Source organism: Nonomuraea sp. NPDC023979 (genome assembly GCF_040639085.1).
Classification (GTDB): domain Bacteria; phylum Actinomycetota; class Actinomycetes; order Streptosporangiales; family Streptosporangiaceae; genus Nonomuraea; species Nonomuraea ceibae.
The window spans coordinates 75,149-96,859 of the sequence record NZ_JBEZZG010000014.1 but is presented as its reverse complement, the minus strand read 5'-3'; the positions used below and the strand labels follow the sequence as shown (position 1 = coordinate 96,859).

General features: G+C 74.6%; 22 protein-coding genes. 6 read left to right on the top strand and 16 right to left on the bottom strand.

What is annotated here, in order from left to right:
• Positions 1-44 precede the first annotated feature (44 nt).
• The 8 genes from menC to AB0G11_RS24365 all read right to left on the bottom strand — a co-directional run bounded on the left by menC (position 45) and on the right by AB0G11_RS24365 (position 8,249).
• On the bottom strand, positions 45-1,145 hold the full coding sequence (gene menC, locus AB0G11_RS24400) for an o-succinylbenzoate synthase (RefSeq protein WP_357588396.1): 1,101 nt from the start codon (positions 1,143-1,145) through the stop codon (positions 45-47).
• Positions 1,142-1,906, bottom strand: a complete 765-nt coding sequence (locus tag AB0G11_RS24395; RefSeq protein WP_219517724.1) for a GNAT family N-acetyltransferase — start codon at positions 1,904-1,906, stop codon at positions 1,142-1,144. Before AB0G11_RS24395 ends, menC begins: the two co-directional genes overlap by 4 nt.
• A gap of 125 nt (positions 1,907-2,031) precedes the next feature.
• Positions 2,032-3,021, bottom strand: coding sequence for a M24 family metallopeptidase (locus AB0G11_RS24390; RefSeq protein ID WP_357588395.1), 990 nt, complete (start codon positions 3,019-3,021; stop codon positions 2,032-2,034).
• Positions 3,022-3,034: 13 nt separating this feature from the next.
• Positions 3,035-3,985 carry an ABC transporter ATP-binding protein gene (locus tag AB0G11_RS24385; RefSeq protein WP_357588393.1) on the bottom strand — a complete coding sequence of 317 codons (951 nt, stop codon included), beginning with the start codon at positions 3,983-3,985 and terminating at the stop codon, positions 3,035-3,037.
• Positions 3,982-4,767 (bottom strand): ABC transporter ATP-binding protein, encoded by a 786-nt coding sequence (locus AB0G11_RS24380; RefSeq protein ID WP_219517722.1) that lies wholly within the window; start codon positions 4,765-4,767, stop codon positions 3,982-3,984. The genes AB0G11_RS24385 and AB0G11_RS24380 overlap by 4 nt, the downstream gene beginning before the upstream one ends.
• Complete coding sequence (locus tag AB0G11_RS24375) at positions 4,764-5,639, bottom strand: ABC transporter permease (protein WP_246646768.1); 876 nt, start codon at positions 5,637-5,639, stop codon at positions 4,764-4,766. The genes AB0G11_RS24380 and AB0G11_RS24375 overlap by 4 nt, the downstream gene beginning before the upstream one ends.
• Positions 5,636-6,670 carry an ABC transporter permease gene (locus AB0G11_RS24370; RefSeq protein WP_219517720.1) on the bottom strand — a complete coding sequence of 345 codons (1,035 nt, stop codon included), beginning with the start codon at positions 6,668-6,670 and terminating at the stop codon, positions 5,636-5,638. Before AB0G11_RS24370 ends, AB0G11_RS24375 begins: the two co-directional genes overlap by 4 nt.
• 4 nt (positions 6,671-6,674) lie before the next feature.
• Complete coding sequence (locus tag AB0G11_RS24365) at positions 6,675-8,249, bottom strand: ABC transporter substrate-binding protein (protein WP_219517719.1); 1,575 nt, start codon at positions 8,247-8,249, stop codon at positions 6,675-6,677.
• Between the two features lie 55 nt (positions 8,250-8,304).
• On the opposite strand from AB0G11_RS24365, the gene AB0G11_RS24360 reads away from it, so the two are divergent.
• From AB0G11_RS24360 to AB0G11_RS24345, 4 genes are all read left to right on the top strand, one after another.
• Positions 8,305-8,994: an Lrp/AsnC family transcriptional regulator gene (locus AB0G11_RS24360; protein WP_357588391.1), complete on the top strand. Its 690-nt coding sequence runs from the start codon at positions 8,305-8,307 to the stop codon at positions 8,992-8,994.
• 135 nt (positions 8,995-9,129) lie between these two features.
• On the top strand, positions 9,130-9,897 hold the full coding sequence (locus tag AB0G11_RS24355; protein WP_219519861.1) for a DUF4239 domain-containing protein: 768 nt from the start codon (positions 9,130-9,132) through the stop codon (positions 9,895-9,897).
• A gap of 1 nt (position 9,898) precedes the next feature.
• Positions 9,899-10,645, top strand: a complete 747-nt coding sequence (locus AB0G11_RS24350) for a hypothetical protein (RefSeq protein ID WP_357588389.1) — start codon at positions 9,899-9,901, stop codon at positions 10,643-10,645.
• Positions 10,646-10,650: 5 nt separating this feature from the next.
• Positions 10,651-11,175 carry a DUF4291 domain-containing protein gene (locus tag AB0G11_RS24345; RefSeq protein WP_357588387.1) on the top strand — a complete coding sequence of 175 codons (525 nt, stop codon included), beginning with the start codon at positions 10,651-10,653 and terminating at the stop codon, positions 11,173-11,175.
• A gap of 58 nt (positions 11,176-11,233) precedes the next feature.
• Here AB0G11_RS24345 and AB0G11_RS24340 read toward each other — a convergent pair whose 3' ends face one another.
• The 6 genes from AB0G11_RS24340 to AB0G11_RS24315 form a co-directional block, all read right to left on the bottom strand.
• The gene (locus AB0G11_RS24340; protein WP_357588385.1) at positions 11,234-12,058 is read right to left on the bottom strand and encodes an MBL fold metallo-hydrolase; all 825 of its coding nucleotides are present in this window, start codon (positions 12,056-12,058) and stop codon (positions 11,234-11,236) included.
• Between the two features lie 21 nt (positions 12,059-12,079).
• Positions 12,080-12,274 (bottom strand): hypothetical protein, encoded by a 195-nt coding sequence (locus AB0G11_RS24335; protein ID WP_219519873.1) that lies wholly within the window; start codon positions 12,272-12,274, stop codon positions 12,080-12,082.
• 114 nt (positions 12,275-12,388) lie between these two features.
• On the bottom strand, positions 12,389-12,778 hold the full coding sequence (locus AB0G11_RS24330) for a hypothetical protein (RefSeq protein WP_219519876.1): 390 nt from the start codon (positions 12,776-12,778) through the stop codon (positions 12,389-12,391).
• A 144-nt stretch (positions 12,779-12,922) separates the two neighbouring features.
• Positions 12,923-13,555, bottom strand: a complete 633-nt coding sequence (locus AB0G11_RS24325) for a dihydrofolate reductase family protein (protein ID WP_219519879.1) — start codon at positions 13,553-13,555, stop codon at positions 12,923-12,925.
• Positions 13,556-13,658: 103 nt separating this feature from the next.
• A complete protein-coding gene (locus tag AB0G11_RS24320; RefSeq protein ID WP_357588383.1) occupies positions 13,659-14,279 on the bottom strand; it encodes a TetR/AcrR family transcriptional regulator in 621 nt (206 codons plus the stop codon).
• Entirely contained in the window at positions 14,276-15,166 is an 891-nt protein-coding gene (locus AB0G11_RS24315; RefSeq protein WP_357588381.1) for a class I SAM-dependent methyltransferase, read from the bottom strand. The genes AB0G11_RS24320 and AB0G11_RS24315 overlap by 4 nt, the downstream gene beginning before the upstream one ends.
• Positions 15,167-15,261: 95 nt before the next feature.
• On the opposite strand from AB0G11_RS24315, the gene AB0G11_RS24310 reads away from it, so the two are divergent.
• Positions 15,262-16,353, top strand: a complete 1,092-nt coding sequence (locus AB0G11_RS24310) for an FAD-dependent oxidoreductase (RefSeq protein ID WP_219518019.1) — start codon at positions 15,262-15,264, stop codon at positions 16,351-16,353.
• 147 nt (positions 16,354-16,500) lie between these two features.
• Positions 16,501-18,153, top strand: coding sequence for a protein kinase (locus AB0G11_RS24305; protein WP_357588379.1), 1,653 nt, complete (start codon positions 16,501-16,503; stop codon positions 18,151-18,153).
• A gap of 37 nt (positions 18,154-18,190) precedes the next feature.
• Here AB0G11_RS24305 and AB0G11_RS24300 read toward each other — a convergent pair whose 3' ends face one another.
• Together AB0G11_RS24300 and AB0G11_RS24295 are read right to left on the bottom strand one after the other, a co-directional pair.
• Positions 18,191-19,930, bottom strand: a complete 1,740-nt coding sequence (locus AB0G11_RS24300; protein WP_219518021.1) for an ABC transporter ATP-binding protein — start codon at positions 19,928-19,930, stop codon at positions 18,191-18,193.
• Positions 19,927-21,678, bottom strand: a complete 1,752-nt coding sequence (locus AB0G11_RS24295) for an ABC transporter ATP-binding protein (protein ID WP_357588377.1) — start codon at positions 21,676-21,678, stop codon at positions 19,927-19,929. The genes AB0G11_RS24300 and AB0G11_RS24295 overlap by 4 nt, the downstream gene beginning before the upstream one ends.
• Between the last annotated feature and the right edge of the window lie 33 nt (positions 21,679-21,711).

Sequence of the window (21,711 nt, the reverse complement as noted above, 5' to 3'; positions counted from 1 at the left end):
TTCGCACCGGAAGGCGGCCCTGCCGCCGTACTACCGCCGTCTCGCTACAGCGGGATCCACTCCGTGGCCGTGGTGACCTCGTCCAGGATCGCCGGGACCGGCTCCACGCCCAGGCCGGGGCCGGTCGGCACGTCCAGGTGGCCGTCACGCAGCTCGAACGGCTCGGTGACGTCCGTGGCGTAGTAGCGGCGCGAGCCGGAGGTGTCGCCCGGCAGCGTGAAGCCGGGCAGCGCGGCCAGCGCCACGTTCGCGGCCCGGCCCAGCCCGGTCTCCAGCATGCCGCCGCACCACACGGCGACGCCGTTGGCCCGGCACAGGTCGTGGATGCGGCGGGCCTCCAGGTAGCCGCCGATCCGGCCCGGCTTGACGTTGATGATCGAGCAGGAGCCGAGCGCGATCGCCGCCGCCGCGTGCTCGGCCGACTCGATCGACTCGTCCAGGCAGATCGGCGTGCGCAGCTGCCTGGCGAGCTTGGCGTGCTGGACGAAGTCGTCGTTGGCCAGCGGCTGCTCGATCAGCAGCAGCCCGAAGTCGTCCAGCCTGGCGAGCTGACGGGCGTCGACGAGCGTGTAGGCGGCGTTCGCGTCGACCTGGAGCAGCAGGTCGTCGCCGAAGCGCTCGCGCACCGCGCGGACCGGCTCCACGTCCCAGCCGGGCTCGATCTTGAGCTTGATCCGCACGTAGCCCTCGTCCAGGTAGCCCTCGACCGCGTCGAGGAGCTGCGGCACCGAGTCCATGATGCCGACCGACACCCCGCACGGCACCCGGTCGCGGGCCGCGCCGAGATACTGGCCGAACGACTCGCCCGACGCCCGGAGCTGCGCGTCCAGCACCGCGGTCTCGACGGCCGCCTTGGCCATCCGGTGCCCCTTGACGTGCTCCATCGCCCGGCCGGCCGACTGGGCGTCCAGCGTCGCGGGCAGCGCCGGCAGCAGGAAGCGGCGGATCACCTCGGCCGCGCCGTCGACGTACTCGGAGGAGTAGAGCGGCTCCGACATGGCCACGCACTCGCCCCAGCCCTCGGCCTCCGGCGTCACCACCCGGACCAGCAGCACGTCGCGGGCCGTCTCGGTGCCGAACGAGGTGCGGAACGGCGCCACCAGGGGCATCGCGATCCGGCGCAGCTCTACTCCTGTGATCTTCACGCTCTCTCCACTACATAGAACGATTTATTGTGAAATCCCGTGACTTTGCGGCCCTCGGACAGCATCTCGCCCAGCGTGTCCCGTACGGCGTGCCGCCACGCCTTGGCCGTTCCCGGGTCGGCGCCCCGCAACCGCTCGACGTCCTCCGGCACCGCCACCAGCACCGTCGCCGCGTCGGCCCGGCCGGGCACCGGCCGGCCGCCCTCGTCCGCCAGCGCCACCACCGCGTCCGCCGGCACCCGCGCCGGCGCCACCCGGCCGCCCTCCAGCGCGCGCACGTGCGGCGCGGTCAGCGGCCACGCCGCCAGCACCCGGTCCGACTCGTCGCCCTGGTTGATGGCGTCGCCCATCACCCCGTAGAAGGCCGGCAGGTACTCCTGCGGCATGGCGCCCAGCTTGGCCAGGTTGAAGTGCGCGTTGCGGCGCACCAGCGGGTCGAACGTCCAGGTGATGCGCTCCACGCCGCGCTCCAGGGCCCAGCGCCGCTGGTGCAGCTTCAGCGCGAAACCCGTGCCCGGGGCCCGGGACACTCCGGTGATGTGCGAGTGCAGCGTCGCGCCCGCGCCGAAGAACGCGACCGACGCGCCCGCCAGCCGCTCGCCGTCGAAGGCGCCCGCCACGTAGTTGCCCGCGTGCGCCAGCGCCCGCATCAGCTCGACGGTGATCGGCCGGCCGGCCGGCTCGAACTGCCAGATGTCCTCGAACAGCGCCATGACCTGCTTGAACTCCGCGATGTCGTGGAGCTCCCTGATGGCGATCAAGCTGTCGGCCCTCTCCCTGGATCGGATGTCACCGCGACCGTACTTCGCGGCGGGGCCGAACGGATTCGTGCCAGAGCACCAAGACCGCGCCGACCTTCGTCCAGCCGTCCTATGGGAGCCGGGACTCAGCGGTCGAGGACGAGCAGGGGCTGCGGGCCGGCCGTCAGGAGCGCCGCGCCCTGCGCCGTGCAGGCCGCCACGTCCGCCACCCGGGCGCCGAACAGGTCCGGCACGTAGATGGCCGGCTCGACGCAGAGCACCATCCCCGGCTCCAGCGCGGTGTCCTCGCCCGGCCGCAGCCGGGGTCCCTCGTCGTGGCCCAGGCCGAGCCCCCGCCCGGCCGACGGGGCGGCGAAGTGGCCGTAGCCGCTGCCCTCGATCACCGCCCGGGCGGCGGCGGCCACCGACCCGGCCGGGGCGGCGGGCCGTACCGCCGCCAGGGCCGCGCGGTGCGCGGCGATCACCACCGAGTACATGGCCTCGAAGTCCTCGGGCGGCTCGGCGACGGCGAACACCCGCGCGGCCTCCGCGCACCAGCCGTCCCAGCGCCCGCACACCGACACCAGCAGCGCGTCCCCCGGATTGATCACCCGCTCGCCCGGCAGGTGCGCGGGCCTGGCGGTGTGCTCGCCCGCCGACACCCGCACCGACAGAGCCTCCTCGCAGCCGCCCTCCAGCAGCAGCAGCCGCAGCCGGGCGGCCATCTCCCGCTCGGTCGCGCCGAACCAGGCCAGCTCCCGCGCCTGCGCCAGCACCGCCTCGGCCGCTCCGGCCGCCGCCGCGACCGCCTCCACCTCGGCCGGGTGCTTGCGCAGCCGCAGCGGCGCCAGCACGGCCGCCGCCGGGACCAGCTCGGCCTCGATCGCCAGCCCGAACAGCTCCCGCACCCGCATCTCCGGGTCCACGCCCACCCGCCGCGCCCCCGCGGGCACGTGCGGCGCGGGGTCGGCGGTCTCGACGGCCGCGTCCGCCGTCACCACGAGGAACGCCCCGCCGCGCCCGCCCAGGAACCGGAAGTCCGGCGACGGCCGCAGCACCAGGGCGTCGATCTCGGATCCGGTCATGGCGGCCCGTACCTGGGCCAGCCGCGCCGCGTCTTCGGGAATGCCCGTCACCACGGCCTCCGTATCACGCCTTCTCGGGCCGCCCGGCCGCCGCCGGGGCCGGTGGGCCGTCGTCGGCGTGCAGCCAGCAGGCCACCGGGCCGAACGTGGGATCCTTGACCCGGCACACGTCCATCACGTGCGGGCAGCGCGGATGGAAGCGGCAGCCGGCCGGCGGGTCCGCCGGGTCCGGCACGTCGCCCGGCAGCTCGGCGGGCAGCACGCCCAGGCCGTCGGGCGCGGGGATCGCCTCCAGCAGCGCCCGCGTGTAGGGATGGCGGGGGTTCGCCCACACCTCGGCGGTGTCGCCGGACTCGACGATCCGGCCCAGGTACATGACCGCGATCCGGTCGGCGATCAGCCGCACCACCGACAGGTCGTGGCTGATGAACAGCAGCCCCGCCCCCGACTCCACCGCCAGGTCGCGCATGAGGGTGGCGACCTGCGCCTGCGCCGAGGCGTCCAGCGCGGAGATCGGCTCGTCGCCGATGAGCAGCCTCGGCCGGGCGGCCAGCGCCCGGGCGATCGCGATGCGCTGCCGCTGCCCGCCGGAGAACTCGTGCGGGTGCCGCCGCTCGAAGTCGCGCGGCAGCCCGACGCGTTCCAGCAGGTCGGCGGGCCGGGTGGTGGTGTCGCCCGAGGTGCGCAGCCCGTCGGCGATCTGGTCGCCGACCCGGCGGCGCGGGTTCAGCGACGCGTACGGGTCCTGGAACACCATCTGGATGCCGGTCAGCCTGCGCCGCCGCAGCCCGAGCGGGGTGACGGCCTCGCCCTCGAAGGAGATGCCGCCCGAGGTGATCGGGTTCAGCCCGCACACGGCCCTGGCCAGCGTGGACTTGCCGCAGCCGGACTCGCCGACGAGGCCGACGACCTCGCCCGCGCGCACCTCCAGGCTGGCCCCGGCCACGGCGCGGACCACCGGCCGGCCGGGGGAGCGGTGCTCGACGACCAGGTCGTCGATGGTCAGCAGGCTCATCGGCCCCCCTCGTCGATCTGCGCGTCCGGCAGCGAATCCAGCAGGGATCGGGTGTACGGGTGCGACGGCTCGCGCAGCACCCGGCCCCGCGGCCCGGTCTCGACGACCAGGCCGTCCTTCATCACGCTCACCTCGTCGGCGACCGCCGACATCACGCCCAGGTCGTGCGTGACCAGCAGCACCGCCAGGCCCAGCTCGTCGCAGAGCCCGCGCAGCAGCCGCAGCACGCCCGCCTGCACGGTCACGTCCAGCGCGGTCGTCGGCTCGTCGGCGATGAGCACCCGGGGCGAGCAGGCCAGCGCCACCGCGATCGCGATGCGCTGCCGCATCCCGCCGGAGAACTGGTGCGGGTAGCGCCCGACGGCCTCCTCCGCGCCCGGGATGCGCACCTTGCCGAGCAGCTCGACGGCCCTGGCCCGCGCCTCCCGCTTGCCGAGGCCCAGGTGGTGGCGCATGTGCTCGGTGAGCTGCCTGCCGATCGTGAGCATCGGGTGCAGGCTCGTCGCGGGGTCCTGGAAGACCATCGCGACCTCGCCGCCGCGCACCTTGTTCAGCTCGGCGGGCGGCATCGTGAGCAGTTCCCGGCCGCCGAGCGTGATGCTTCCCGAGGTACGCGAGCCGTGCGGCAGCAGGCCGAGCACGGCCAGCCCGGTCATCGTCTTGCCCGAGCCGCTCTCCCCGGCCAGGCCGTGCACCCGGCCCTCCTGGAGCGTGAGGTCGACGCCGCGCAGCACCTCCTTGCCGCCGATCGACACCTTCAGACCGGTGATGTCCAGCGTCACAGGGCACGCTCCTTGATGGCGCGGGCGGTGCGGGGGTCGAGGGCGTCGCGCAGCGTGTCGCCGAGGAAGTTGAACGCCAGCACCACGGTCAGGATGGCCAGGCCCGGGAAGGCCGCCACCCACCAGCTGTCGAACACCTCCATGCCGGAGGCCACCATCGAGCCCCACTCGGGCGACGGCGGCTTGGCGCCCAGCCCCAGGAACGACAGGCCCGACAGCAGCAGCAGCGCGGTGCCGATGTCCAACGTGGCCAGCACCAGGATGGGGCCGGTCACGTTCGGGAGCACGTCCACGCGCAGCGAGCGCCACGCGGAGAAGCCGAGCAGCCGCCCGCTGAGCACGAACTCGCGCTCACGCACGCCGAGCACCAGGCCGCGGGTGACGCGGGCGTAGGCGGGCCAGGCGACGACGAGCACGGCCAGCACCGCGTTGGTGAGGCTCGCGCCGAGCGCCGCCGCGACCACCATGGCCAGGATGACCGTCGGGAACGCGAACACCAGGTCCGCGACCCGCATGATCGTCTCGTCCACCCATTTGCCGAAATATCCGGCGCAGGCGCCGAGGAGGCCGCCGACCAGCACCGACAGCGCCACCAGCAGCAGCGTCAGCGGGATCGACACCCGCGCCCCGTACAGCACCCGGCTCAGGATGTCGCGCCCGAGCTGGTCGGTCCCGAACCAGTGGTCAGGGCCGGGCGGGGCCAGCCGGGGGAGTTCCTGGGCGAGCGGGTCGTGCGGCGCCAGCAGCGGCGCCGCCAGGGCGATCACCAGCCAGGCGAGCGCGATCACCACGCCCACGACGGCCAGCGGCTGCCGCCAGGCCTCGGGCAGGCGCCGCAGCAGCCCCTTGCGGGCCAGCGGGTCCCGTCTCATTGCAGCCTCACTCGGGGGTCGATCACGCCGTACAGCACGTCCACGATCAGGTTGATGACGAGGTAGACCACGCCCACCACGAACCCGACGCCCATGACGGCGGGCAGGTCGAGCGTGGTGGCGCTCTTGTAGGCGTACTGGCCGATGCCCGGCCAGGCGAAGATCGCCTCCACCAGCACCGTCCCCGACAGCAGGCTGCCGAACGCCAGCCCTGCCACCGTGATGACCGGCACCAGCGCCGAGCGGAGCACGTACCGGAACAGGACCGTGCGGCCCGGCAGGCCCTTGGCCCGGGCGGCGCGCACGTAGTCCTGGCCGAGCACCTCCAGCACCGCCGAGCGGGTGAAGCGGGTCAGCAGCCCGATCGTGTAGAGCGCCAGCACCAGCGCCGGCGTCACGAGGTGGCCGACGGCGGAGACGAACACGTCCCACCGGCCGGCGATCAGCGCGTCCACCGTCTGCAACCCGGTCACGCCGGGCGCCAGGCCGAGCGCCGGGTCGACCCGGCCGCTGCCCGGCGTGATCTGCAGCCGGTAGAAGAACACGTAGAACGCCACCAGCGCCAGCCAGAACGTCGGCACCGAGATGCCGATCAGGCTCAGCACGCGCAGCACGTGGTCCGGCAGCCGGTCGCGGCGCAGCGCGGCGACCACGCCGAACGCCACGCCGAGCACCAGAGACACCAGGATGGCCGCGCCGGCCAGCTCCAGCGTCGCCGGCACGAACTCGGCCAGATCCTGGGCGACCGGCCGGTGACTCTGCTGGCTGGTGCCCAGGTCGCCCTGGAGCATGCCCTGGAGGTGCAGCCAGTACTGCTCCCACAGCGGCTTGTCCAGGCCGTGCTCGGCCCGCCACTGCGCGACGATGGCCGGGTCGTTCATGGCCCGCTGGCCCAGGTTGGCCGCCACCGGGTCGCCGGGCACCAGGTTCGTCAGCACGAACGTCACCACCGTGATGCCCCAGGCCAGCAGGATCGCGGTGAGCACCCGCCGGATGAGGAACCGCGCCAGCGGCGGCATGGTCCAGGCCATCGGCTTACTTCGCGCCCAGGTCGGCCAGGTCGACCGTCCACACCGGGTGGTACTCCACGCCGGTCACCGAGGCGGCCGTCACGATGTTCTGACCCGGCTGGATGAGCGGCACGAACGGGCCGGAGGCGTTCAGCTTCTCCTGGACCTCGTGGTAGGCGGCGGTGCGGGCCTCGTCGCCGATCGCCTTGGCGGCCTTCTCGCCCGCCTCCTCGATCTCCTTGGCCGAGCCGGTCTTCCACCCGGCCCGCGCGCCGACCGTCTGGCCGGGCAGGAACGCCAGGTAGTCGTTGGGGTCGGGGTAGTCAGGGCCCCAGTACCACAGGCCCATCTCCTCCTTGCCGTTGCGGTAGTTGTCCAGCGCCACCGTCACCGGCGCGGGCTGGAGGTCCACCGTGATGCCGACCTCCTTGAGGTTGGCCTGGATGCGCTCGGCCAGCGGCTGGAACGACAGGCCGTTCACGGTCAGCTCGCTGGGGAACTCCAGCTTGACGCTCGGATTGGACAGGCCGCTCTCGGCGAGGGCCTTCTTGGCGCCCTCGACGTCGCGCGCCGGCGCCCGGTCGGCCGGCAGCGCGCCGAGGAGCTGCGACGGGATGACGCCCGGCGCCCGCGTCGAGCCCTCGCCGGCCAGCTCCAGCAGGCCCGCGTAGTCGACGCCCTTGCGCACGGCCTCGACGAACTTGGCGTTCGTGGTGGTCTTGCTGATCGCCGGGTCCTGGTTGGCCAGCAGGAAGATGACGTTGGCCGAGGCGGTCTTCTTGACCTGCAGCGTCGCCGGCATGTTCGTCACCTGGTCGCCGGACAGGTTGAGGGCGATCTGGCTGTCGCCGCGCTGGACGTTCAGCTTCTGCGTGGCCGCCTCGACGTTGCGGATGACGACCTTGTCGTAGGCGGGCTTGGCGCCGTAGTACTTGGGGTTCGCCTTGAGCACGACCTGGCTGCTGACGTTGAACGACTCGATCTGGTACGGGCCCGAGCCCGCCGAGTTGCCGTTCAGGTACTGCTCGGCCTTGTCCTGGGCGTCGGCCGTGCCGCCCTGGGCCTTGACGACCTTGCTGTTGAGGATGCCGAGCGCCGGGTTCGGCAGGATGTACGGCAGCGCCGCGTTGGCCTTCTCCGACGTGAGCGTGATCGTCGAGTCGTCGGTCTTGGCGATCTCGACGCCGTCGAGCAGGAACGACGGGGTGCCCTTCATGTCGCGCACCCGGGTCAGCGAGAAGACCACGTCGTCGGCCGTGACGGGGGCGCCGTCGGCGAAGGTCGCGCCCTGCTTGAGCTTGAGCGTGACGACCTTGCCGTCCTCCGACAGCTCGTACGACTCCGCCAGCGCCGGGACCGGCTTGGTCACGTCGCCGCCGTCGAAGGTGAGCAATGTCTCGTACGTGGCCTTGCCCACGATGAGGCCGGTCGGCTCGTAGGTGCGGCCGGGGTCGGCCGTCTTGAGGTCGAAGGACGTGTCGATGACGAGCGTCTTGCCGCCGCTCTGCGCGGCAGGGGCCTGTGAGCCGCCGCTTCCGCAGGCGGCGAGGGCGAGTGCACCGGCGAGCAGCACAGCCGCCGTCTGCGAGCGGGTCGCCATGGTGAGTCCTCCAGATGGACGTTCGGAACGAGGATGCCGAGGATTGTCCGGCAGAATGTCCAGGCCCCGTGCGGTCACCAAGACGGATATAAAGGGGCGAGAGGTAACAATGAGTGAAATTTCCAGAAATGGTGGCATGGGCGGCGCTCAGCCTGGACGGATCGGCATCGGTCTCGAGCTGGACGACATCCATATGAAGATCCTTGAGGTCCTGCGCGAGAACGGCAGGATCTCCGTCGCCGCGCTCGCCGAGCGGGTCGGCATCTCCCGCGCGAACGCCTACACCCGATTCGAGGCGCTGCGTGCCGACGGCGCGATCAAGCGTTTCACCGCCGAGATCGACCACGTCAGGACCGGTCTCGGCATCACCGCGCTCATCTTCGTGACCGTGCGGCAGCAGATGTGGCGCCAGTTCAGGGCCGAGCTGGCCAGGATGCCGGAGGTCGAGTACTGCGCGATCACCACCGGTCAGCACGACGCGATGATCCAGGTCCGCGTGGCCGACGTCGCCGAGGTGCACGCCATGGTGACCGACCGGCTGGCCAACATCCCGGCCGTCAAGGCGACCGAGACCGTGTTCATCCTCGACGAGGTGCTCAGACGGCCCTACGTGCTGCCCGGCGACGGCGACAGGAGCCGCCCCGCCCGGCGGCCCGCGCCCGAGGCCCCGGGCGACGTGCCGCTCGGCAAGATGCGCTTCGTCGGCGCCGCCGAGGGCCGGGCCGCCCTCCGGAAGGACGGCTGACAGCCCGGCTGGACGGATCTTCCCCGTGGACGGCGCGCTCCGGCGATCCGTCCAGTGACCGTCATGACTTCCTTTGCATTGCGCAATGTGATAGCCAGATAACGGTCAGTAGTCGTCGGGTAGAGGGAGATCCACATGATGGCGTACATGCTGTCGGTCATGGCGGCGGTCGGGGTGGTCGCGACCGCCGCCGTGGTGTTCCGGGTGGCGCGCAAGGGCACCGACGACCGGCACGCCGACGGCCCGTCGGCGGGCCACGCGGGCGCGATGCTGTCGGCGCTGTTCCTGCTGGTGTTCGCCATCGCCATCATCGTGCCGTGGACCACCGCCGACTCCGCCCGGCAGAACACCCACACCGAGAGCCGGGCCGCCGTCGACGCCTACTGGGCCGCCGCCGACCTGCCCGCCGACTCCCTCGCCCAGGTGCGCGGCGGGCTGCAGGAGTACGTCGCGTTCGTGGTCGAGGACGAGTGGCCGGTCATGGCGCAGGGCAGGCTCGACCCGTCCGGGTCCGCCCGCCTCGACACGCTGCGCGCCCAGGTCTCCGCGCTGAAGCCCGCCACCGAGAACGAGCAGGAGGCCAAGGGCGCCGTCCTCGACCACCTCGCCGCCGTCTCCGCCGCCCGCGCGCAGCGCGCCGCCGACGCCGCCGCCACCCCGCCCGACGGGCTGCTGCTGCTGACCGTCCTCACCGGCCTGATCGTCGTGGTCTTCCCGTTCCTGGCCGGGGCCAGGCCGCGCGGGGCGTCGCTGCTGCCGCTCGGCGCGATGGCCGCGATGCTCGGCTTCGGCGTCTACCTGACCGCCGACATCTCCCACGCCTTCGCCGGGCCGCTGGCCGTGGGGCCGGAGGCGTTCGGCGGGGCGCTGCAGGAGTTCGCCCGCATCGCCGGCGGGGTGTGACATGGCCGCCAGGCACGCGCCCCTGCTCGTCGCCGCCGCGCTCCTCGCCATCTGCGCGAGCGGTCCCGCCACCGCCGAGCACCCGCGCCGCACCGCGACCGAGGGCGGCCTGTACGGCGTCCGCGACGCCGACGTCACCCCGGTCCGCCTCCCCGCCGCCCCCGCCGCCGTCCCGGCCGCCGCGTCCGGAGGGGGCGCGCGGCGCGAGTCCCCGCCCGGCGAGCTGCCCGTGGACGTGGACCGGCTGGTCAAGGCGCCACGCAAGGCGGCCCGCACTCCGCCGCGCACGGTGCCGCGCACGGTGCCGCGCACGGTGCCCTCCCGGCAGGGGGACGTGCCCGGCGTCACCATCCGCAGCACGCCGCGCACCCGCAAGGCCACGCCCAGGCCGCGTGTCTCCGTGCCGGGCGTCTCGGTCTACGACGACGCGGTCTGCGTGGACGTGCCCGGCTCCAGCGTGCACGTGGGCGCGTGCCGCTCGCCGCGCGCCCGCGCCACCGCCCGCCCCCGGGCCACCCTGCGGGTCCCGGCCCCCGCCGCCACCCGCGCGGCCGCCGCCCCGTCGCCCACCGCGACCCCCACGCCCACGCCGACCCCGACGCCCAGCGCGTCGGAGCTGCGGGCCAGGGCGGCGCGCCCGGCGCCCCCGCCCCGGCGCGAGAACCCCCTCGGCACCGTGCTCCTCATGGTCGTGCTCACCACCGTGATCGCCTCGACCACCGCCGTGGCGTTCGGGGCCATCCGGTAATCCCGTTGCCGCCGGCCGCCCCGGTCGTCGCCGCTCCCGCCATCACGGCCCAGCGGTTCGTCCCGCCGTTCAAGCGGGAGCGGATGACCTGGATCAAGCCGTCGTTCCTGTGGATGATGTACCGCTGCGGCTGGGCCGCCAAGCCCGGCCAGACCCGCGTGCTGGCGATCGAGGTGGCCCGCGACGGCCTCGCCTGGGCGCTCGCGCACTCCTGCCTGAGCCATGACGACGGGCGCGGCGACTGGCCGGAGCGGCTGCGGCGCAGCCCCGTGCGCGTCCAGTGGGACCCGGAACGCGACCCGCACCACAACGCGCTGCCGTACCGCTCGATCCAGATCGGGCTGTCCGGCGAGGCCGTCGCCCGCTACGCCGACGAGTGGACGCTGTCGATCACCGACATCACCGCCCGGGTCCACGACCTGCGCGCGGCCCTGCGTGCCGGCCAGGACATCTCCGCCCGGCTGCCCGCCGAGCGCCCGTACCCGCTCCCCGCCGACCTGGCCGGCAGGATCGGCGCCACGCCCGCCTGACGGGCCTACTCGCCGGCCCTGCTCGTCGGCCCTGCTCGTCGGCCTTGCTCGCCGGGTGCTATTCGCCGGGGTGCTGGCGGGCGCGCCGCCCCGACAGCTCCAGCGTCTGCCCCCGCCGCAGGTAGGCGACCCGGTCGCCGAGCCCGGCCTGCTCGACGTGGTCGCGGAAGTCCGACAGCGGCGACTTGAAGACCGTGTAGTCGTCGAAGTGCACCGGCACCACCGTGTCCGGATCCATGAGGTCCACCCAGCTCGCGCCCTGCTCCCCGTCCATCGTCACCGTCATCAGCCCGAGCAGCCTGGTGCCGCCCAGGTGCACGACGCCCACGTCGATGTCGGGGAACCGGATCGGGATCGACTCCAGCCGCCGGTCCATCAGCGTGTCGCCGCTGATGTGCATGCGCAGGTCCATCAGCCCGTCCCGGTCGCAGAACTCCAGCACGCTGCCCATGACCGGCGGCAGCAGCGACTGCGCGGGCCCCGGCGCGTGCCGTCCCGGCGTGGCGGTGATCGTCAGCGTCCCCCCGGCGCCGCGCAGCTCGTACTGCCCCCAGGTGTCCAGCCCGGTCGCCTGCCGGAACCCGCGCCGCCGCAGCCGGCGCGCGGCCTGGCCGGTGGTGACGATCGGCGTGTCGCGGTCGAGGCCGCGCCGGGCGACCCGGTCGAAGTGGTCGCCGTGCAGGTGCGACAGCACCACGGCGTCCAGCGTCGGCAGGTCCTCGATCTCCAGCGCCGGGTCCGTCCTGCGCCGCGACGCGAGCCCGTACCCGAGGTAGGCCGCCTGCCCCCGGTGCAGGAAGTTCGGATCGGTGAGCAGCGTGAACCCGTTGTACCGGATGAGCATGGTGGCGTTCCCGATGAACGTCAGCCCGTTGTCGCGCATGGCGGTCCTCCCAGGAGCCGGTCAGGCCGGATGCGGCGGCCGCTGCTCGGGAGGCACGCCGCCGCCCTTGCCGCCGCCCTTCTTGCCCTTGTCCGTCCCGTGCGGCTGGGCGGTTCCCCGGGTGCCGCGCCGCTTCTCGGGGATGGCCTGCGCGGAGCTGTCGTCCGTGGCGCCCTTTCCGGACCTGCGGAGCTCCTGCTGCTGTGGCTTCGTCATGGTTTAGCCCCCTTTCATGCCTTTCGTCCCCCTGCCACGGGAGGCATGGAGCAAACCACGCGCGGACGCCGGACAGGCGCCCCCGGCTGCCCGCCCGGCGTCCGCGCTTCACGCTCAGAGCGTGAAGCAGGTCCGGCCCTTCGCCCGCCAGCCCGCGCCGACCTTCTCCCAGCCCTGCGCGCAGATCCGCATGCCGGGCGCGTAGTCGTCGACGCCGCTCCAGATCGCCGCCTGCGGCGGCCGGGAGTCACCCCGCTGGATCGTCGCCCTGCCCTCGCGGTGCAGGTCGATGTGGCCCTCCCAGGCCCCGGTGCGGCCGTCGTGGTACGCCTCGGCGTACGTGACGCGGGTGCCCTCGTTGACGACCTTCAGGCACACCCCGGGGACGTCGCTCCGGTTGCTGCAGGACTGGTGGTCGGCGTGGGCCGACGGAGCCAGGGCGACCACGCCGCAGGCGAGCACCGCCGCCGCGAAGAGACCCTTGACCGTGCGGATGTCGTTCATCGCTGTTCCTCATCCCTGTCGGGGAGCGGCGCCTGTCGCCGCTGCCGAGAACCAGCGAACCCGCAGGTCAGGGCTGTCCAACAGAGGCCCGGACGGACTCGTCCGCAATCGGGCCACTCCCGGCCGCCCCCGGACGGCCGCCTCTCAGCCCTCGCGGCCGGGCGCGCTCATGTCGCCCGTCGCGGGTGTGCCCTCGGCCAGCCCGTAACGCAGCAGGACCGTGCCCTTCGGGCTCGCCGCCGGCGGTTCGAGCAGCGTGAGGTTCGTCGGCACCGCGCCGCCGTCGAACACCTTCTTCCCGCTGCCGAGCACGATCGGGTGCACCCACAGGTCGAGCCGGTCGAACAGCTTCTCCCGCAGCAGCGTCTGCACCAAATTGAGGCTGCCGACCACCTTGACGTGCTCGTGCCGCTCCCGGATCTCCCGCACCGCCCCGGCCAGGTCCGGCCCGAGCTGAGTCGAACCGGCCCACGACAGGTCCGGACGGCCGCGCGAGGCCACGTACTTGGGGACGCGGTTGAACAGCACCGCGAACTCGTGGTCCTCGCCGCCCTCCTGGTGCGGCCAGAAGGCGGCGAAGATGTCGTACGTCCGCCGCCCGAGCAGCAGCGCGTCGGTCCCCTCGTACGCGGCGGCGACCTGCGCCCCGGCCACCTCGTCCAGCAGGGGCGCCTGCCAGCCGCCGAACGAGAACCCCAGCGGGTCCTCCTCGGGGCCGCCGGGCGCCTGCCCGACAAGGTCGAGGGTCGTGAACAGCTCGATGTGGATGAGGCCCATGACGTGTTCTCCCGGTGGGTCGGCCGTCCTGTCGTGAGATGGACCCGCGGGCGCGGCCGAAATCATCGCCGGACACGCCCCGGCACTCCTCGCTCACCATAAGTCACGGACCGTGCGGCCCGATGCCGTGGAGGCAGGTGGCGACGAGCCGGGCGGCGAAGCCGGGCGGGACGTCGACGGCGGCCGCCGGGGCGCCGGCGAACAGGTGGGGGAGGACCAGCTCGTGGCAGGCGCCGACGATCATGGTGGCGGCGGCGTCCGGGTCCGCCGACGGGGAGAGGCGGCCCAGGGCCAGCTCCTCGCGCAGGTAGCCGGCCAGCGTCTCCTTGAGGTCCGGGCCGCCGCCGAGGGCGGCGAACCGGGTCAGGATGCCCGGCTGGGCCGGCAGGCCGGCGAACGCGGGGATGATCGCCCGGTGGAACTCCACGCCGTAGGACACGTACGCCAGCAGGTTCGCCTCCAGGTCGCCCGTCCCGGGCTCCGGCAGCGGGGGGAGGGCGCGGGCGACCGTGCGGACGTGCGCGTGCAGGGCCTGGGCGAGCAGTTCGTCCTTGTCGGCGAAGTGGTTGTACAGGACGCCGTCGGCCACCCCGGCCTCGCGGGCGACGGCCCGTACGGTGAGCCCGGCCGCGCCCTGGCGGGCGATCAGGCGTCCGGCGGCGGCGACCAGGTGCTCGGGCAGCGTCACGTCCCCGCCCACCGCCCCCGCCTTGCGCGGGCTCACGGGCGGCCGCCCGCGGGACGGGTGGCGGTGTCCAGGGTGGCGGTGTCCAGGGTCGCGGTGTCCTGGGTGGCGGTGATCAGGGTGGCGGTGATCAGGGTGGCGGTGACGCGCAGCCGTACGGCGCCGTCGCGTTCGAAGGGGCGCAGCGCGGGCTCCAGGGCGGCGAGGGCACGGCGGGCGGAGCCGGCGTCGGAGTGCCGGAGGTGGTGGCGGAGCGGGCCGCCTGCGGCCAGGAAGTCGGCGGCGTCGCGCGCGTCGCGGCCCAGCACCTGCTCGGCCTCGACCGCCTCGGCCCGGACGCCGGTGAAGCCGGCGGCGGTGAACACCTCGGCGGCGCGGCCGGGATCGGCGAGCGAGAGCGGCGAGGTGCCGTCGGGCGACGGCGGCGCCTCCGGCAGGTGGGCGGCCACGGCGGCGAGCACCGTGCCGAGGTCGCCCGGGTCGCGCAGGCCCAGGAACGCCACCCGCCCGCCGGGCCGCAGCGCCCGTCCGATGTTGGCGAACGCGGCCACCGGATCGGCGAAGAACATGATCCCGAACCGGCTCGTCGCCACGTCGTACGCGCCCGCCTCGAACGGGTGGACCTGCGCGTCGCCCCGCTCGAACGCGACGTTGCCGAGCCCCTCGGCGGCGGCCAGCCTGCGGGCGGTCTCCAGCATGGGGTCCGACAGGTCGACGCCGGTGACGTGGCGGGCGCGGCGCGCGGCCAGGCGGCTGATCTGGCCGGTGCCGCAGCCGACGTCGAGCACCCGGTCGCCGTCGGCGACGTGCCGGAGCAGGTGGTCGTTGAAGCCGCTGTTGACGGCGTCGTAGCGGTCGGGGTGGCCGGCCCAGTGGGCGCCCTCGTAGCCGTTCCACGCCTCGGACTGGTGCTCGTTGACGATCATCGCGCCTCCATGTGAACGTACGTTCATGAACGATCGTTCATAACGTGTGGGGTTGTCAAGGAAGACGGCGGGCGCCCGCGTGGTTGGGACAGGACATGGAGGAGATCGACGTCGTGGTCATCGGCGCCGGGCAGGCGGGCCTGTCCACCGCGTACTTCCTGCGCAGGTTCGGCTTCGAGCCGCTGGTGCTCGACGCGGCCGACGGGCCTGGCGGCGCGTGGCGGCACCGGTCGCCGACGCTGACCATGGACAAGGTGCACGGCATCTTCGACCTGCCGGGCGTGCGCCGCGAGCCCGAGGTCGACGGCGCGCGGCCCGCCGCCGAGGTGGTGCCCGCCTACTATGCCGGCTACGAGGCGAGCGCCGGGCTGCGCGTGCTGCGGCCGGTCCGGGTGACCGCCGTGCTGCCGGGTGACCGGCTCACCGTCGTGTCCGGAGCGGGGGAGTGGGCGGCCCGCGCGGTGGTCAACGCCACCGGCACCTGGACGCGCCCGTACTGGCCCTACTACCCGGGCGCCCGCGCGTTCGGCGGCCGGCAGCTCCACTACGCCTCCTACCGGGGGCCGGCGGAGTTCGCCGGGCGGCGCGTCGTCGTGGTCGGCGGCGGGCACTCGGCCGCGCACGTGCTGTCGGAGCTGGCCGGGGTGGCCGCGAGCACGCTCTGGGTCACCCGCAGCGAGCCCGACTTCCGCGACGGCGAGTTCGGCGAGCAGGCCCGCCGGGAGGCCGTCGCGCTGGTCGAGGAGCGGGTGCGGGCCGGGCTGCCGCCGCGCAGCGTCGTCAGCGTCACCGGGCTCGGCCACACCGCCGTCGTCCGCGACGCGCTGGCCAAGGGCGTGCTGGAGCGGGTGCCGATGTTCGAGCGGATCACCGCCGGCGGGGTCGCCTGGGCCGGCGGGCGGCACCACGAGGCGGACGTGATCGTGTGGGCGACCGGGTTCCGCTCGGCGCTCGACCATCTCGCCCCGCTGCGGCTGCGCGAGCCGGGCGGCGGCGTCAAGGTCGACGGCACCCGGGCGGTGCGCGAGCCCCGGCTGCAGCTCGTCGGCTACGGCCCCTCGGCGAGCACCATCGGCGCGAACCGGGCCGGCCGCACCGCCGCCGCGGAGGTGCGCCGGCTGCTGTCGGGGGCGTCCGAAAACCGGCCCGGACTGATCGGCGGGTCAGCCGGCGTGCCCGCTGCCTGAGCGTTCGCCGGACCGCATCGGCGAGGGGAAAAATACCGACTCAGCGGTTCATGGTTACAAATTCGGAACCTCTCGACACAGGCTGTGACGATAGGCTAGCGTCCCCCGCAGAAGGATCTTTCCCCCCCCGAACGCGGAGGTTCCGTCATGGAAGTTCCCGGCTACACCGAGATCCGGGAACTCGGGCGCGGCGGCACCGGGCACGTGACGCTGGCCGTGCGCGACTCCGACGGGACGGCCGTCGCCGTCAAGCACCTGTCGGACCGGTTACGCGAGGACCCCGTCTTCGCCGCGCGCTTCCGCGCCGAGGCGCGGGTGATCGCCGAGCTCGACAGCCCGCACATCGCCCGCCTGCTCGACTACGTGGAGGACGAGGCAGGCGCCGCCATCGTGATGGAGCTCGTCGACGGCGTCCCGCTGCGCCGCCTGCTCGGGCAGGAGGGCGGCACCGGCCCGGAGGCCGCGCTCGCCGTGCTCAAGGGCGCGCTGCTCGGCCTGGCCGAGGCGCACCGCCACGGCATCGTGCACCGCGACTTCAAGCCCGAGAACGTCATCGTCACCGACGACGGCGGCAGCAAGCTGGTCGACTTCGGCGTGGCCGCCCGCGCCGGCGAGGCGGGCCCGCCGGCCGGCACCCCGCCCTACATGGCGCCCGAGCGGTGGGACGACGCCCCGGCCGGACCGCGCTCCGACGTGTACGCGGCCGCGGCGGTGTTCTACGAGTGCCTCACCGGCCGCCGCCCGTTCACCGGCGACAACGTCGCCGCCCTCGCCCACCAGCACCGGCACGCCGTCCCCGACCTGGGCGCGGTCGACGAGCCGGTCCGCGGCCTGGTCCTGTACGGGCTGGCCAAGGACCCGGCCGAGCGGCCCGGCTCGGCCGAGGCGTTCCTGGCCGAGCTGGACCGCGTCGCGTCGGTCGCCTACGGCTCGCGGTGGGAGGCGCGGGGCCGCTCCCGGCTGGGCGCGCTCACCGTGCCGTTCCTCACCCTGCGCGCCCCGCAGCCGGCCCCCGGCGCGGGCGCCCTCCCCTTCCCGGCCGGGCTCGCGCCCGCCTCCCGCCTCGCCGTGACCGGCGGGCTCGTGCTGGCGACCGCGGTGGCGGTGGTCTCCGTCTTCCTCATCTGGAACGAGACACCCGGCCCCCGGTACGCGTCCCCGCCCGCCACGTCGCAGCCCGCGCCCGTACCCGGCACGGGCAGCCCGGAGCCCACGGCGTCCGGCTGGATGACGCCCCCGGTGCGCTTCACCGCCCCGCCCGGCACGCCACCGGCCCGCGACCCGGCCCGCGACCCTGCCCGGGCGGCGACGTTCGGCCCCACGGCCCCGCCCGCCCGCACGCCCGGTGCGCACCGCCCCACCCGCGACGCCGGCCCCGGCGACCCGGCGCCCACCGACGCGCACACCGACGCGCCCACCGGCGCGCCCACCAAGGCCCCCGCCACGGCCCCCGCTCCGACCGGCACGGCGGGCCCCGCCGAGCCCGACGAGCACGAGCGGCCCGAGCCCGAACCCGGGCCCGGCACCGAGCGCCCGGACCCGCCCGCCACCAGCGCCCCGCCGCCCCCTCCCAGCACCCGGCCGCCCGCCAAGAGCAAGGAGCCGCTGGTCTCGGTGTCGGTCAAGGTGTCGGTGGACGTGCCCGTCCTCGGCGGCAAGGGCGACGGGCTGCTCGACGCCGACGTCGGCCTGGGGCTCGGCACCAGCCTGTTCGGCGTCGTCCTCGTCCCCGGCTCGGTGCTCCTCGGCCGGCATCTCGCCGTCCGCAGAACCCGCCGGAACAGGCCGCCGGACGCCTGACGACCCCCTCGGGCAGGGGCGCCGGGATGCGCGGTGGTCAGGACGGGACGGCGGTGAGCCGCCAGCCCCGCCCGCCGCGCTGCGCCTGCCAGAGCCTGCTGTAGGGCCCGCCGGCGGCCACGAGGGAGTCGTGCGTCCCGGTCTCGGTCACGCGCCCGTCCTCGACGACGGCGATCTGGTCGGCCTCGACGACGTTGCCCAGCCGGTGCGCGACGAGCAGCACCGTGCTGTGCCGGGCCAGCTCGCGGACCGAACGCCGCAGGAAGCGCTCGTTCTCGGCGTCGAGCGCGGCCGTGGCCTCGTCCAGCAGCACGATCGGCGCCCGCTTGAGCAGCGCCCGCGCGATCGAGACGCGCTGGCGCTCGCCGCCGGACAGCGACACGCCGCCCTCCCCGACCCGGGTACGCCAGCCGTCCGGGAGCCGGGCGACGATCTCGTCCACGCCCGCGAGCCGGGCCGCCTCGGCCAGCTCCTCGCCGGTGGCCTCCGGCCGGCCGAGCCGGATGTTGGCCTCCAGCGTGTCGTCGAACAGGTAGACGTCCTGGAAGACGAGGGCGAGCTGCCCCATCAGGTCCTCGGTGCGCAGCTCGCGCACGTCGGCGCCGCCGACGCGGACCGTGCCCTGCCCGGCGTCCCAGAACCGGCTGATGAGCCGGATGACGGTCGTCTTGCCGGACCCGGACGGCCCGACCAGCGCGGTCACCGAGCCGGCCGGCACGGTGAGCGAGAAGTCGCGCAGCACCGGCGTCCCCGGCCGGTAGCCGAACGTGACGCGGTCGAGCTCGATCCGCCCGGGCCGCGGCAGCGGCGCCGAGACGGCCGGCTCCGGCACGGCAGGCTCGCGCAGCACGTCGGTGAGGCGGCGCAGGTCGTTCCCGGCGATCCGGATCGCGCCCGCGTACTCGACGGCGTCGGCGAGCGGGCCGGCGAAGCGGAACGCGAGCGCGATGAGCGCGACCGCGGCGGCGGGCGTGACGGCCCCGTCGAGCGCGAGCCACACGCACACCAGCAGCAGCGCCGTCACGGCGAGCTGCACCGCGAGCCCGCCCACCGTGAGCCCCGCCACGCCTTGGGCCAGGGTGCGGCGGCGGGTGCGCCGCTGCTCCTCGATCGCCTCCTCCAGCGGACGGTAGCCGTGCGCGCCGCGGCCGAAGGCGCGCAGCACCCGCTGGTCCCGGCCGAACTCGATGACCCGGGTGGCCGCCTCGACGTCGGCGGCGTGGTTGCGCGCCTCCCCGCGCGACAGGCTCGCGGCGGCGAAGCGGAACGCCAGCGCCAGGACCGGGACGGACAGCGCGGCGGCGAGCCCGAGCCGCCAGTCGTACCAGAACAGGGCGACGGTCACGGCGGCGGGCGAGGCGACGGCGATGACCAGGGGCGCCAGCAGGTGCGCGAAGATCCCGGTGATCATCATGGTGCCGTCGGTGGCCACGCGGGTCAGCCGCCCGGTGCGCCCGGCGTCGAACCAGCCCAGCGGCAGGCTCACCAGGTGGTCGCCGAGCCGCCGGTGCATGGCCGACATGGTGTGCAGCGCGGCGGCCGACCCCCGTACGGTCTGCGCGTACCGGACGGCGGCGGCCACGGCGGTGACGGCCGCGAGCGCCAGCAGGTGCGGGCCGAGCGCGTCGCGGTCGCCGGCGGCGAGGTCCTCGACCACCGGCACGAGCAGCGCCGCGGCGACGCCGCTGAGCAGGCCGTAGACGACGGTCCAGGCCAGGTAGCCGGTCAGGATGCGGGCCCGGTCCGGGCCGAGCAGCAGCCTCAGATCGGCGATCATGCCGCGACCTCCTCGTGCGCCGCCCACATGCGGCTGTAGGGCCCGCCCGAGGCGAGCAGTTCGGCGTGGGTGCCTGTCTCTGCGACGCGGCCCCGGTCCAGGACGACGATCCGGTCGGCGCCGGCGACGGTGGCGAGCCGGTGCGCGATCACCAGCACCGTCCGGCCGCCGGCCAGGCGGGACAGCGCGTCCTGGATCGCCGCCTCCGACTCGGGGTCGGCGAACGCGGTGGCCTCGTCGAGCACCAGCACGGGCGTGTCGGCCAGCAGCGCGCGGGCGATGCCGACCCGCTGCGCCTCACCGCCGGACAGGTGGGCGTCGTGGCCGGCGACGGAGTCGTAGCCGCGGGGGAGCGCGAGGATCCGGTCGTGGATCTGCGCCGCCCGGCAGGCGTCGTGGATCTCGGCGTCCGTCGCCTCGGGCCGGCCGAGCGCGACGTTGTCGCGGATCGAGCCGCCCAGCAGCCGCACGTCCTGCAGCACGAAGCCGATGTGACGGTAGAGCTCGGCCGGGTCGATCTCCCGTACGTCCACGCCGCCGACGCGGACCGCGCCGCCGGTGACGTCGTGGAAGCGGGGCAGCAGCGTGGCCAGCGTGGACTTCCCGGAGCCGGACGCACCGACGAGCGCCGTGACCGTGCCCGGCTCGCAGGTGAAGCTCACCCCGTCCAGGACGTCGTGCTCGTCGTAGGCGAACCGCACGTCGTCGTACTCGACCCGGTGGCCGGCCGGGCGGCGCGGCGACGCGGGCGCCGGCAGCGGCGCGACCTCCAGCAGCCGCTGGATGCGCAGCGCGGCGGCCGCGGCGGAGCGGCGGCTCAGCGAGGCGAAGCCGAGCGGCTCGATCGCGATCGGGATCACGAACGCCAGCAGCACGCAGGCCAGCGCCTCGCCCGGCGTCACCCAGCCCGCGCCGGTGAACCACGCGCTCCCGGCGACGGCGACCAGGCCGACCACCGGCGCGGACACCGCGAGCCCCGCCAGCGCCTCGATCCGGTCCATCGGCCGGACCCAGGCGGCGAAGAACTCCGTGTACTCCTCGGCGGCCCGCCGGTAGGCGGCGTGCGCCCGGCCGGCCCGGCCGAACGCCTTGACCACCGCGATGCCCGAGACGAACTCGACCACGGCGGAGCCCAGCTTCGCGTTGCTCTCGTCGATCCTGCGCATGACGTCGTTCGAACCGCGTTCCATGTACGCGTACGCGCCGGCGAACAGCGGCACCGTCGCCACCGCGAGCAGGGCCAGCCGCCAGTCCAGGACCAGCAGGTAGGCGAGCGCGCCGAGCGGCGTGACGATCGCGGCGGTGGTCTCGACGGCCTGGTGGGCGACGAGCTGGTGCAGCGCGTCGACGTCGCTCATCGCGGTCTTGCGCAGCGTCCCGGAGGAGTTGCGGGAGAACCAGCCGAGCGGCACCCGGCCGAGGTGGGCGATCATCCGGCGGCGCAGGACCGCCTGCAGCCGCACGTCGGCCACGTGCGTGATCGTCAGCGCCGCGCTCATGAACGCGCCGCGCAGCAGAAGCCCGAGGACGATCAGCGCCGCCACCAGGACCACCCGGTCCCGGTCCGGCGGCGTGGCCAGCAGCGCACCCGCCAGCTCGGCCAGTCCCGCGTACGGGGCCAGCCCGGCCAGCGCGCCCAGCCCGGCGAGCACGCACGCCGGCCGGACGCGCCCGGCCACGGGACGGCGCAGCTCCCGCAGCGCCCGCACGGCCTCCCGGTGCTCGGCGTCGTCGGCCTGCCCGCTCATGACGCAACCCGCGGGTGCTCTTGCATGTGTTCG